Consider the following 13,856-nt stretch of genomic DNA (forward strand, 5'->3'; position numbering starts at 1 on the left):
TAGTTTCAATTTTGTTACATAAGTTTCAAAAATGTTACCTAAAAAGAAACAGATTTAGAATGCTTTAAATGGATGCTTTGTATTCTTTTGGAGAAATTCCGAATTTATTCTTAAAAGCTGTCGAAAAATAGTTTGGAGTTGAGAACCCAAGTGAGTACGCAATCTCTGAAATATTCATTTCATTTGACTTCAAAAGTTCTGCTGCTTTTTCTAATTTGAGGTTATTAATATGATCGCTGATATTAATTCCGATAATGGCTTTGACTTTTCTGTATAATTGTACTCTCGAAACGCCTAATTTTTCTGCCAATTCTTCAACAGAAAATTTCGGATTTTCGACATTGTTCATAATGATATTATTCATTTTGGTAATGAATGTCTGTTCTTGGTTTCCGAATTTAGATTCTGGTTCTACGCGATAAATATTGTTGGTGTAATAATAACGTAGTTTTTCGCGATTAAATAATAAACTTAAAATGGATTGTTTTAAAATCGAAAGACTAAAAGGTTTGGTCAAATATTGATCTACACCGCTTTGCAATCCCTTTAAAACAGATTCTTTATTGCTTTGAGCTGTTAAAATAATAATCGGAATATGAGACGAACGAAGGTCTTTTTTCAATTCTTTGGTAATTTCGTAACCATCTTTATCTACCAGATTTATATCGCAAATAATAATATCTGGAATAATTTCTAATGCTTTTTCTACGGCATCACTTCCGTCTGAAATATTGACAATATATTCGTTAGATAATTTTGCTTTTAAAAATGTGACTAAATCAATATTATCTTCTATAATTAAAAGCGAATGTTTTTCTGAATCTGAAATTGCATTTAAGTCTTTCAATTCTGATTCTAAATCTAAATTATCGGTTATTAAACTCGGTATATTATTTTGATTTTCAACTTTTTGAATAATTTCTTCAGGCTTAAGATGTTCTTTTCCTTTCCATAAAGTAATGACAAATTCGCTACCTTGTTTTGATTTTAACTCGATAGTTCCTTTATGCAAAAGCACAAATTCTTTTGATAAATGCAAACCAATTCCAGAACTGTTTTTATTGTTGTTTGAAGCTCTAAAAAACGGATTAAAAACATTAGACTGCTCATTTTCGGGAATTCCAATTCCAGAATCTTTAAAGTGAATTTTAACCGAATTATCTGGAGATTCAACAATCGAAATTGTTATTTTACCATTGTCTGGTGTAAATTTAAAAGCGTTGGATAACAGATTGAAATACACTTTATCCATTAATCCGCTGTCTATAAAAAGTTCCAGATTTTTATTTTTGCTAACTAATTGAAAATCGATATTTCTACGGATTGCTTCTCCTCTAAAATTAGCCATAACTTCACTAGTAAAATCGTATATTTTTACGTTTGAAGCTCTTAAAGTAAATTTCTGTTCTTCAATTTTTCTAAAATCTAATAATTGATTTATAAGTCTCAATAAACGATTCGAGTTTTTATGAATTAATTTAACCTCATCAATCAGAGCAGTTCCTTTTATTTTTTCGTTTTCAATCAGAGATTCCACATAACTCATAATCAAAGTTATGGGAGTTTTAAATTCATGCGAAAGTCCCGTAAAAAAACTCAGCTTTGCTTCATTGCTCTTAGACGCAATTGCTGCCATTTCCTGAATTTCACTATTTTGATCTATAACCGTTTGATTAATTCTCTCTAATTGCTTTTTCTTTCGAGAGATCGAAATCGTAGAATAAATACTGTAAATCGTTAAACTTAAGATAATTACTAAAAAGAAACTTAATAAACGAACCAAATTATTCTGCGAAGCATATTCTCTTTCCTGCACTCTTATGGCACCTTGCTGCGATTCGATTATCAATTGCTGCTGATCGACTTTATCCATTTGGTTTTCGATAATTTCAGCATTATTATTATCTATTACAATGGTATTCAGAATATTATTTTTAGAAACAGATTCTTTATTATAAATTTTCAATGCTAATTTTAAAGCTTCATTTCCTCCTGTCGGATACAAAATAGTTCCATCGAGAACACCGCTTTTTACCAATTCGATTCCGCCATTTACACTGTTTAAAGCATCAACACCAATAAATTTAATTTTGTTTTCAAGTCCTAACGTTTTTGCTGTTTCCCAAGCGCTTAAAGCCATTCTATCATTATGAGCAAAAACATATTCGATATCAGGATTTTGCTGAAGAACTGCTTTCAAAGGCGCTTTAACAGATTCTTTCTCCCAATCGCCTTGAATAGTTTTGACAATTGTAAAACGTTTATTTTCATTAATAACTTGATTAAAACCAAGTGTTCTTTCATAAGCTGGAGATGATCCGCTAGCGCCCGTAATTTCTACGATTTTACCAGAACCTTTGCTGTGCGAAATAATATAACGCGCTCCAATTCGTCCAATTTCTATATTATCCGCGCCGAGATATGCGGTGTAATTTTCACCTTCAATTTTTCTGTCTACAACTAAAACGGGAATTCCAGCTTTTATCGATTTTTCGACAACAGCCGTTAAAGGTTTAGATTGAATGGGAGAAACAATTATTACATCAACTTTGTTCGAAATAAAGCGTTCTATATCTTCTATTTGTCTGTTAACATTATTATTAGCGTCTTTAATAGTTAAATCTACTTCTGGTCTTAACGAAGCTTCAATTTTAATAGAACTGTTCATTTGTTTTCGCCAGTCGTCGGTGGTCATTGCCTGCGAAAAACCAACTTTAATTTTGTCTCCCTGTTTTTGTTTGCAAGAAACTAAACTTAATGATACTGCAAAAAACAGTACAATATATTTTATAAATTGATACATGAAGTAATGAGGTTTGGTAAATAGTATAAGTTATGAAAATAGCCTTCTGAACCAACAGCTTGTCTTTATAATTAGGAAGGAATTATATTTGGTTCGACAAACTAAAAGGATATTATTAAAAAGTAAAATTAAACTTTTATTTCATTTACAGAGAATTGAACTTAAATAAAATTCAAAAACATTCTTGTTTACAAAAAATGATGTTTTATTAACGCAACAATGTTTCATTAATTGTATTTTTTAAACTAAATTGCCTAAAATTTAAACTTCGTAAAAATGAATAGACGTAGATTTCTTAAAGGCTCAACTTTATTAAGCGGACTGGCAGTGATGAGCCCTACAGTCATTTTTTCTAATGATTTGGAATCCATTTCAAAAAAAAATAAAAAAGCCAAAAACATTATATTTCTTATTAGCGACGGAATGAGTACGGGAACTTTGCAAATGGCAAACTTATACTCTCAAAACATATTGAACAAAAATGGCAATTGGATGGATCTGTATGCTCAAAATAAAGTTTCCAGAGCGCTTATGGATACGGCTTCGGCAAGTTCAGCAGTTACAGATTCGGCGGCTGCCAGTTCTTCTTTTGGAGGCGGATATCGTGTAAAAAATGGTGTTTTAAATGTTGGTCCAAACGGAGAAAAATACCTTCCGATTTGGCAGAAATTTAAAAATGCAGGTAAAAAAGCGGGCTGTGTAACAACCGTAACAATCACGCATGCAACTCCAGCGGGATTTTGCGTAAACTCGGACAGTAGAAATGCAGAAAACGAAATTGCAGAAACTTATGCGCAATTAGGATTAGACGTTTTGATGGGCGGCGGAGATGAATTTTTCAATCCAGAAAAAAGAAAAGATAAAAAAGATGTTTATAAAATCTATCAAGAAAAAGGTTATCAAATTTTAAAAGATAAATCTGGACTTGAAAACTTAAAAAAAGATACTAAAACTCTTGGTATATTTTCGACTGGAGCTTTGCCGTATTCAATTGATAGAGCTAATATTGCAGAATTACAGCACACTCCAACGCTTGCCGAAATGAGCAAAGCCGCAATTGATCAAATGAAAGATCACAAAGATGGTTTTGTTCTTTTAATTGAAGGCGGAAAAGTGGATTGGGCGGCGCATGCAAATGATATTGCGGCTTTAATTCACGATCAATTGGCATTTGACGAAGCGGTAAAAACGGCTATTGATTTTGCAGAAAGTGATAAAGAAACGCTAGTTATTATTACAACAGATCACGGAAATGCAAATCCGGGACTTATTTATGGTGCAGAAGCGACACAAAAGTTCAATAGCATTGCTGATTATAAATACACAAATGAATATATTCTGAATTCGATTCATAGCGATTTTAATCTACAGCAAATTAAAGATTGGATTTATAAAACCAACAAAATAAGTTTGAGCGATCAAGAAGCGCAGCATTTACTAGATTTTTATTCTGGTTTAGAAAAACTGGAAGATGGTTTGTATAATTATAAAAAACTGCCTTTTAAAGCCTATTCCGAAATACAGAAAAAACACAATAATGTCGGATGGATCAGTATGGATCATTCGGGAGATTATGTAGAATTGGCAGCTTTTGGTCCTGGAAGCGAACTTTTAAAACCTTTCGTAAAAAATACAGATATGCATTATTTAATGCTGGAAGCGGCAATGGCTGTTTAATTTTATTCCATAAAATTAATATTAATCGATTGGGCACAATCATTTTAAACACATAGAGACATAGTTTTTTTGAAGCTTAAAAAAAGGCGTTTCACTAATTTAAATGCACATAGTAAGCTATGTGTGGAAACTTGTTTCTTTTGATTTCTTTTTTTTACAATAAATTCTATGTTTCTATGTGTTAAATTGTATTTCTTAATTTCACTCAACAGGATAATATTAAACTATAGCATTATTTTCATCAGGATTAAAACTTCCATCATCTGGATATTTGATACTATTTTTTAATTCTTCTACACGTTTCGGGTCAAATTTAGGGACTTGTAATTCGTTGTTTTCTTTCCATTTTTTAACGGTTTCTGAAACCTCAGCCGATTTTTCGCTTGACGGAGGAGTATTTCTCGCAACATAAAGTGTTTGAGATGGATACGCTAAAGAGGTTCCGCTTTTTTCTATAATATCCATCATTCTTAAAAGAAGATCTTCTTGAACTTCTTGCGAAATTTCAAAAGTAGAAGATTCGATATAAGCTGTAATTTCGACTTTTAAAGCATCATTTGTTATTCCCGTAAAACGCACTATCGGATTTAAATTTAGCACAGAAGGATGTGCATACAATAAAGATCGAAGTTCTACCAACAAATAACGCATTTGATCTGGAGTAGTTTCCATTCTAAAATTAAAAATCGGATTAAAGATAAAACGGTCACGATGCGCAAAATTTTCTATTTTACTGGCAGATAATTGTCCGTTTGGAATTGTTACAATGGTTCGCGCAGAAGTACGAAGCATTGTAGAACGCATTCCGATAGATTCTACTGTTCCTTTTATATCATCAACTCGGCAATAATCGCCTACTCGCAACGGTTGATCTGCGATAAGACTGACACTTCCTACGAAATTTTCTATTGTTTTTTGTGCTCCCAACGCTAATGCGATACCTCCAATTCCAAGTGCTGCCAATCCCGCCGTAACGTCTACTCCAATAATTCCGAGTATGGCGATAATTCCAATAAAAACAATGGCAACTTTTGTGGTGCGGCTCAAAAATAAAATGGCAGAAACAGCCGAAATACGTCCTCGTCTGTTCATTCTGCTACGTGTAAACATACTTACAAAATCGGTCAATCTCCAAAGCAAAATTAAAAAGGCTACAATACTAATTGTAATTATAATAATGCTAAAACGCTGGCGCACCACGATAGAAATTCCCATTCGCTGGGTAAATGCCACAAACAAAAGAACCGTCATATACATTTGAACAGGCAATGAAAATGCTTCTATTACTGCTTCTCCTTTTTCGGTTGCCGCTTTCTTCCATATTTTTTGAAGAAGAAAAACAAGTACAAAAATTAGCAATCTTGAAAGCAAATAAGATGCAACGGTCATAATAACAACGACCAGCCAATGTCCGATTGGAACATTTCCTAGTTTTTTTTGTATTAAAACATTGGGTAAAACTCTGTCTAAAAAAGTTTTTTCTCCTTTTAAATCAGCGTCCATAATAGATTCTACCGTTTCAGCAGAAAAAAGCCATAATGCGGGCTGGCTGTCATCTGATTGATTTTCTACATAAAGCTGTATGGCGGTTTTATTAGTCGAAATATTTCCAACATGGTCAACTCCGGTCGCTAAATCATCATCTGTTCTGCCCGTTTCTTTATTGCTAATAATTGAAGATGGAGATAGATTTCCTCCTTGATCTAATAACTGCTGAAACGTTTTTACGATTCTGATTCTTTCTGCTGTTTTACGGTACGAACGTTTACTCAAAACCAAATACTGACTTGCACGCAAGTAGTTTTGATCGCCAATTGCCTTAATAAATCCGTTGACTGTTCCTTGAGGCGTTCTTCTGCCAAGAGAATCTTCTGGAGTTTTGGCTGGTTCTTCTGCGGTAGTTTTTGCCGAACCTAATAACTGGGCTTCTACTGTATTTGAATTTAAAATCAGCAACAGCAATAAAAAAGATGAAAAACGTTTAATACCTAAAATCATGGCTTTGTTTATTTTGGTAATTAAACTACTAAAAATAAGAAATCTAATAGAGAAATAAAATCTTCGACAAGCAAAAAGAGCTATTATTCTTTTAATTGTCATAAAAATGATCATTTTTGAATTCTATTAAATTAATAAAATAGCAACAGAATTTAGTTTTGATCTAATTTACTTTTTTAAAGCTTCGGAGAAGCTAAATATTTATAGTAGATTAATATTTGCTCAATATAAAGCTTCAGCGGAGCGAAATAAACACTTTGTTAAACTTCATATTTCGCTCCGCTGGAGCTCTTTTGTGCTTAATCATAGAATTTCTATAAATATTCCGTCCCGTTGGGGCTGCTTGAAAACAGATATTAACTTAAATTAGAAGCCCGTCATTACCTAAGCAAATAACGGGCTTCATAAACAGATGGGGGCTGTTTTAAATTTGATTTATTTCAGTAATGAAAGTATTTTTGCAAAGACTTCATTATTCTCGTAAACACCTTGAAAATCTTGCGAATGTGGTCCGTAAGAAAAAATAGGAACCATTGTCGCTGTGTGGTCATTTGTTATAAAATCACCTTCGATTTTATGTTTTTTCACATTTCCCTGCGGAATTGCAAATCCAGAAGTTTCATGGTCTGCGGTTACAATTACCAATGTTCCTTCGTTTTTATCTGCAAATTGTAAAGCTTGCGTAATTGCTGTATCAAAATCAATTGTCTCAGAAACGATTCCGCCAACATTGTTAACATGTCCGAAACTATCAATTTGTGCGCCTTCGACCATTAAGAAAAAAGGCTTTTTCTTTTTGTCTAAAAACTCCAAACTGTATTTTGTTGCATCGGCTAATAATTCTCCTCTTCCTTCTAAAACCGACGGAACTCTTCCATCAGAAATAAAAACGCCAACTGCATCGCTGTTTACATTTTCTAATTCTTTAACTGAATTTAATAATTTGAATTTAGAACTTAATGCTGTATTTTTAAAAGTATTTGCTCCGCCTCCAACAAACAAGTTTAATTTGCTTTTCAACAAATCATTGGCGATTATTTCTGTACTTGATCTTTCTTCTGTATGTGCGTAAAAAGCAGCCGGAGTTGCGCCAGTGATTTCATCTGTTGTAATTACACCAGTTGCATATTTTCTTTTTTGCAAAACCTCCATGATATTGGCAATAGGTTTTCTTAAAGTATCTGTTCCGATTGCTCTATTGTTTGTTTTCTGGCCTGTTGCTAAAGCCGTTCCTGCTGCGGCAGAATCTGTTGTAAAATCATCTGCAGATTGTGTTTTTATAAAACCAACGCTTTTTAATTGTGTTACAGATAAAGCTCCGTTATTCGCCAAAACCGCAGAAGATATTTGCGACAAACCATTTCCATCTCCAATTAAAAGAATAACATTTTTTACAGGAAGTTCTTTTTGATCTGTTTTATAAGTTGGTTTATAGACTTTTGAAGAATTACTTGCCGTAATTAATCTTTTTGGCAAAGCCTGAATATATTGAACACAATTGTATGGCGAATCTGTATTAATGATGTCTACTCCTAATTCTAAAAGTGCTTTCCACGCGCTTTTTGTATCTGGAGCAGCCCAAAAACGAAATGGTTTGTTGGTTTCTTTTGCTTTAGAAATAACCGCGCTTACTTTTTTGTAATCTTCATGCGTCAATCTTCCTAAACCGTTCCAAACAGAATATTTTTTAAAATCAACACTAACCATCGCAACTTTCGTCCAATTTTCTTTTGAAATATTTTTTCCTAGTTCTTGAAAATCAAAAGAAATAAAATCAGGATATTTTACATAGGTTTCGGAATCAGGTCTATTTCCTGATACAATAATTTTAATATTCTTGTTTTTTGTAATGGATTCGTATTTATTTAAAACAGAAACTAATTTAGTAAGCGTTGAAACTGCTTCGGTTTTAATATCAATCAGCAAGAATAATTGTTGTTCTTTTTTGAAGTTCATTTTTAAAGCCGTTTCTAAAGGCTTCAAATACAAATCTTCTAAAGTTCTTGAAGCTGAAATCCCTTGCAGATCATGAGAAACGTATAAATTATTATCCTTTAGGAAAATGTCTGCTTCTATAGAATTTGCTCCATTTGCATATGCATTCCAAAACGGAATAGTTTGATTATAATCGTTATGAGAATGTATTTTAACCTGTTCTTGAGAAAATAGTCGGTTTACCGCGCCAATTAAGGACAGGAAAAGACTAATGAACAAAACTGATGTTTTCATTTTGAAAAAATTAATGACTATTTGGGTAAAAAAAAAGGTAGGTTTGAGGCAAAAAAGGTGAATGATCTAAAAAAATAATTCGTTTATTCTGAAGGGCAAATCAGATTTGAAAACGAAAACTTACTAGACGAACGTGATTTTTTGAAGAAAAAAAATTAAAAAACAGGGGATTTTAAAAGATCTAAAATCTCCCTGTTTTTAACAACTAAGCATAAGAATACTGCTTAAACAATAGCAGTTTTCAAACTAACACAATAAAACAACTTACTAATATCCTTTGTTCTGAACTAAATATCCTGGTGTATTAGATGCTCCGTCAATTGCAACTTGAGGAATTGGGAACAATCTTTTGTTTACATCAGTATCTGTTTTTTCAGTCCATTTATCTTCGAAATGGCTAAAACGAATTTGAGTATTTCTTCTTAAACCTTCCCAGTAAAACTCAAAACCATATTCTCTATACAAAATATTTAAATTGATTGCTGGAAGCGCCGCCGGAATTGGAGCACGAGCCGTTCTCGAAGTTCTAACCGTATTCATATCTGCCAACGCACCAGCTGTATCTCCTTTTCTTAATTTAGCTTCAGCACGCATCATGAAAATTTCAGCATATCTCAATAAAACCATATCTACGCTACTGTAGTAATTTCCGTCTGGAGAAGTGTGGCTAAATTGGTATTTAGAAACTCTGTAACCAGAATAGTGCATACTTCCTTCTTTTGTAAAATCAACTTTAAGTGTCAAGTTAACGTAACCAACATTTTTATCAGGACCATTTCCTTTGATTTGTTTCACTGGATAAATTCTATATCCTGTATCACATTTATAAAATGCTCCATTTGCATCTTTTCTTGCAGCCCATGGAATACCTCTCATAATTCCTCTATCAATTTCAAACTCTTCTGCTTTTACACAGTAGTAGTGATTCTCATCATTTAGAGGAGAAAAACCTGTAAGATCTTTCAAGTTATCTGGTACTTTTGCATTGTTTTTATAAAATCTTGAATCGGCATTTGCAGGATCTACAGATCCGTAAGCATCAACCCAAGTTTGATAAAAATCTGAAGTAATAGCTGGTCCGTCAGTTCCGTCTGCGTTAATAGATTCAGGTCTTGGAAACATTGATCCAGGAATTGACCAATATGCCCAACGGTTGTTTTCGTCTTTTAAAACTCCACGCTGATCTAAAGCAAAAATTACTTCTTTGTTAGAATTATTGTCATCATCAAATAAGTCAAAATATTCTGGTGACAAAGTAAATTTTCCAGAGTTAATAATATTATCTGTGTATTTGATTACTTTATCCATATCTGCTGGCGTAAATGAAGGCGTTCCGTAAGGATCACGATATACAGCCGCATTTAGGTTTAATCTTGCTAGAAGTCCCCAAACGGCAGATTGTGTCATTCTTCCTGGTCCTTTATCTTTATTAATTACATCAGCAACAGATAAAAGTTCCTCTTCTATGTAAGTAACAGCGTCTTGACCTCTAAGGATTTCAGAAGTTGCAGCCGATGATTCTTTTTTGAATACAAGTCCCCAACTATCTAATGTCATCATATTCAAGTAAGCTCTAAGCGCTTTCATTTCGTAAAGTGCTCCTTTTGCTTCTGTATTTCCATCTTCTGCAAGCGGCGTCAAAACTTCAATAGCAGATAAAGTTCTCGAAATATTTTTAGTCAATTCATTCCAAGTACTCGTAACCAAATCGTTTGTTGGTGTAGTGGTGTGCGCGTGTACTGCTAAATATTTACCTCCATCATACCAATCTGTTCCTCCACGGTAAGGTAAAATACCTTCGTCACTTGCAATTAATTGTAAACCAAAATTATTTGTATGTATCCAAGTTGATTTTAATTGTCCATACGCAGGAGCAATTGCTCCGCTGATTGCGTCTGCTTGTCCGCCTCCGTTTAAGGATTCGTCCAGTACTTTTTCTTCTAAGTCTGTACAGCTCCAGTTCAAGAATAGACCTAATCCAAGAGCAGCTATAATTACTTTATTTTTCATTTTTTGTTTTTTTATTAGAATGCTACATTTAAGCCAAATACAATAGTTCTGCTTCTTGGGTAACTGAAATAATCAATTCCAAAAGACTGAATATCGCCAACTGAAGTTCCAGTGTTAATCTCAGGATCGTAACCGCTGTATTTTGTAATTACAAATAAGTTTTGTCCAGTAATTGAAAGACGAATGTTATCCATTACATCTGTAAGTCCGATTAATTTTGGGTTTAAATTATATCCTAGAGTAGCATTGTTTAATCTTAAGAAACTTCCATCTTCTAAATATCTTGTAGAAACTGTGTTAGAGTTTGTAGAAGCCTCGTTCAAATATTGAACAGCTCTATCTGTCGTATTGAAAGAATTTGCTAAACTTCCTCTATTGAATGAAGACATTGCCACGTGATTGTAGATTTTGTTTCCGCCAGCACCGTTGAAATTAGCTCCAAAATCGAAATTCTTGTATTTTAAATTCAAGTAAAAAGCATATATATAATCTGGTAAAGCGCTTCCTGCCACAATACGGTCATCATCTAAAATTTGTCCGTCTCCGTTTGTATCAGCAAATTGATTTAAACCATTAGAACCGATTCCAGTAAAATTAAGCATGTAGAAAGAACCAATTGGCTGTCCGTTAAGAACACCATTAATAGTTGCTCCAGATTGTCCGCCACCTTGAGCACCACCAGTAGTTAAGATTTTATAAGGTGAATTTTCTACTTTATTATTTGTAAAAGAAATGTTTCCACCAATACTGTATGAGAAATCTTTGCTTTTATCACTGCTGTAATCTAAAGCAACCTCAATACCACTGTTTTTAATTTCCATGTTTGGAATGTTTGTCCAATATTTTGATGTTGGCTGAATTGGATCTGTAGGCGCAACTTCTAATAAAATATTATCCGAAACTTTATTAAAATAATCTAGCGTACCAGAAATTCTATTATTGAATAAACTAAAATCTAAACCGATGTTTGCTTGTGTAGAAACTTCCCATTGAATATTCGGGTTAGCCAAACGCGTGTAGATTGAACCATAAGGATATCCGCTTAAATCTGTAGCAGAAGGATCTAACGGATAAGTATCGTTTCCTGTATTACTTTCTGTATAACTTGCTTTTGTAATTTTTGAAGGAATCTCTTGAGAACCAGTTTTTCCCCAGCTTGCTCTTAGTTTTAGATTATTTACCGTTTCAGAATCTTGTAAAAAGTTTTCTTTTGTAATATTCCAACCTAAAGCAACAGATGGAAAATATCCGTATCTATTATTTTTACCAAATTTAGAAGAACCGTCAGCACGCATTGTTGCTGTTACAAGATATTTATTATCATATCCATAGTTTAATCTTCCGAAGAAAGACTGCAATTCGTTTTCGATTGCCGATGAAGATTGTGTCGTACGCTCACTTGCTGTTTCAATCTGATTTTTTGGTTCTACACCATTATCAGGGAATCCAGATAAATTGTAGCTTTTTTGGTTTAATTGGATTTTCTGATAAGATTGACCTGCTAAAACCGTAAAACTATGATCTTTAATATTGAAATTATACGTTAAAGTATTCTCGTATAAAGTGTTATTATTTGTAGAAACAATATTATTCAAAGAACCTAAAGTTGTATTCGTTTCTGATGAATAAGGCAAAACTTGAATATCTCTTTCTGACATTGAATAATCAACTCCAAGATTAAATTTATACGTTAATCCTTTGATGAATTCGTATGATGGAGCGATATTTGCCAAAATACGATTGTTGTTTGTAAAATCAGAGTAGATTCTCTCGCTAATTAGCGGATTTAAAACATCATTACTTAAATTAGTATTTGGCTGACCGTTTACATAAACAGCATCTGTTGGGTTCATTGTTAGCATATTTCCAACAACTCCTCTTGCGTCTGGTCTAGAATTTTCTAGTTTAGTTCCTGTTAAACTGAAAGTAATGTTAAACTTATCATCTAATGCTTTTTGGCTTAAATTTACACGTCCAGAATAACGTTTTAAATCACTATTTCTTAAAACACCTTCTTGATTATCCATACCAAGAGATGCAGAATAAGTTGATTTCTCAGTTCCTCCGCTCATCGTTAAATTAACGTTTTGAGAAACTCCAGTTCTAGTCAATTCATCTTGCCAATCTGTATTTGCTCCACCGTCTTGTAAAGTTCCGTTTACCGCAACAACTCCTCTTCTAAATTCATCTGCACTAAAAACATCAACTTTATTAGCTAACGAAGAAAAACCAGTCGTCATAGAAAGATTGATTTGAGTTCTTCCTTTTGATCCTTTTTTAGTTGTAATTACTACTACTCCATTTGCAGCTCTAGAACCGTAAATTGCGGAAGCAGATGCATCTTTAAGCACGTCAATACTTTCAATATCTTGCGGATTGATAAAGTTTAAAGGATTTGAAGCAACTCCATTACCACTATTATCCAAAGCAAAACCGTCTACTACATAAAGAGGTGTTGTTCCAGAACGCAAACTTCCAACTCCACGAATAATGATGTCTTGATTCGCTCCAGGCTCACCACTTGCTGCAGTAACGTTAACTCCGGCAACTTTACCTTGAATCAATTGTCCTGCATTGGTAACAACTCCTTTATTAAAATTTTCACTTTTTACAGAACCAATTGCTCCCGTTACGTCCGATCTTTTTTGAGAACCGTATCCAACAACAACAACTTCATTTAATGTACTAACTTCTTCAGCTAAAGAAACATTTAATTTTTGATTTCCAGAAAAAGGAACTTCTTTAGTTTGAAATCCTACGTAAGAAAAAACTAAAACACCTTGATTGATCTGTGCTTTAATTTGAAAATTTCCGTCAAAGTCTGTAGTTACAGCTCCTTTAGGTTCTCCTTTTACATAAACAGAGACACCTGGTACGGGTATTTTTTCTGCGTCAGAAACTACTGCTCCTGATACTGATACCTGCGAATAGGAATACGACATACATCCTAAAGCAAGAATTAATAATGCATAAATTTTTTTCATTTAAATTACTTTTTTTGTTTTGCCAAAAGTATTTTAACGACTCCTCCAAAGGGAGGATTTTTGTTTTTCAAAAGAGGACTTTTATTTCAAATTAGGACAGAATTAGCACAAAAAAAGAGGAATATTGCACATTAACATTGTCCTAACTTTCTACA

The 13,856-nt window shown here is 33.2% G+C and carries 6 protein-coding genes; 1 reads left to right on the forward strand and 5 read right to left on the reverse strand.

Annotated elements, in window-relative coordinates; genetic code table 11:
* Positions 1 to 64: 64 nt before the first annotated feature.
* Complete coding sequence (locus tag NYQ10_RS18545; protein WP_289877711.1) at positions 65 to 2,803, reverse strand: substrate-binding domain-containing protein; 2,739 nt, start codon at positions 2,801 to 2,803, stop codon at positions 65 to 67.
* Positions 2,804 to 3,079: 276 nt separating this feature from the next.
* On the opposite strand from NYQ10_RS18545, the gene NYQ10_RS18550 reads away from it, so the two are divergent.
* On the forward strand, positions 3,080 to 4,480 hold the full coding sequence (locus NYQ10_RS18550; RefSeq protein ID WP_289877712.1) for an alkaline phosphatase: 1,401 nt from the start codon (positions 3,080 to 3,082) through the stop codon (positions 4,478 to 4,480).
* A 219-nt stretch (positions 4,481 to 4,699) separates the two neighbouring features.
* Here the strand turns inward: NYQ10_RS18550 and NYQ10_RS18555 are convergent, their stop codons facing one another.
* The 4 genes from NYQ10_RS18555 to NYQ10_RS18570 all read right to left on the reverse strand — a co-directional run bounded on the left by NYQ10_RS18555 (position 4,700) and on the right by NYQ10_RS18570 (position 13,701).
* Complete coding sequence (locus NYQ10_RS18555) at positions 4,700 to 6,478, reverse strand: mechanosensitive ion channel family protein (protein ID WP_289877713.1); 1,779 nt, start codon at positions 6,476 to 6,478, stop codon at positions 4,700 to 4,702.
* Positions 6,479 to 6,913: 435 nt separating this feature from the next.
* Positions 6,914 to 8,707, reverse strand: a complete 1,794-nt coding sequence (locus NYQ10_RS18560) for an alkaline phosphatase (protein ID WP_289877714.1) — start codon at positions 8,705 to 8,707, stop codon at positions 6,914 to 6,916.
* Between the two features lie 267 nt (positions 8,708 to 8,974).
* Positions 8,975 to 10,717, reverse strand: a complete 1,743-nt coding sequence (locus NYQ10_RS18565) for a RagB/SusD family nutrient uptake outer membrane protein (RefSeq protein ID WP_289877715.1) — start codon at positions 10,715 to 10,717, stop codon at positions 8,975 to 8,977.
* 14 nt (positions 10,718 to 10,731) lie between these two features.
* Entirely contained in the window at positions 10,732 to 13,701 is a 2,970-nt protein-coding gene (locus NYQ10_RS18570) for a SusC/RagA family TonB-linked outer membrane protein (protein ID WP_289877717.1), read from the reverse strand.
* Between the last annotated feature and the right edge of the window lie 155 nt (positions 13,702 to 13,856).

Origin of the sequence: Flavobacterium johnsoniae (assembly GCF_030388325.1) — a bacterium.
Classification (GTDB): Bacteria; Bacteroidota; Bacteroidia; order Flavobacteriales; family Flavobacteriaceae; genus Flavobacterium; species Flavobacterium johnsoniae_C.

Excerpts from the sequence above, each read along its gene's own strand:
- NYQ10_RS18545 (WP_289877711.1), bottom strand. The coding sequence starts at position 2,803 with ATGTATCAATTTATAAAATATATTGTACTGTTTTTTGCAGTATCATTA.
- NYQ10_RS18550 (WP_289877712.1), top strand. The coding sequence starts at position 3,080 with ATGAATAGACGTAGATTTCTTAAAGGCTCAACTTTATTAAGCGGACTG.
- NYQ10_RS18555 (WP_289877713.1), bottom strand. The coding sequence starts at position 6,478 with ATGATTTTAGGTATTAAACGTTTTTCATCTTTTTTATTGCTGTTGCTG.
- NYQ10_RS18560 (WP_289877714.1), bottom strand. The coding sequence starts at position 8,707 with ATGAAAACATCAGTTTTGTTCATTAGTCTTTTCCTGTCCTTAATTGGC.
- NYQ10_RS18565 (WP_289877715.1), bottom strand. The coding sequence starts at position 10,717 with ATGAAAAATAAAGTAATTATAGCTGCTCTTGGATTAGGTCTATTCTTG.
- NYQ10_RS18570 (WP_289877717.1), bottom strand. The coding sequence starts at position 13,701 with ATGAAAAAAATTTATGCATTATTAATTCTTGCTTTAGGATGTATGTCG.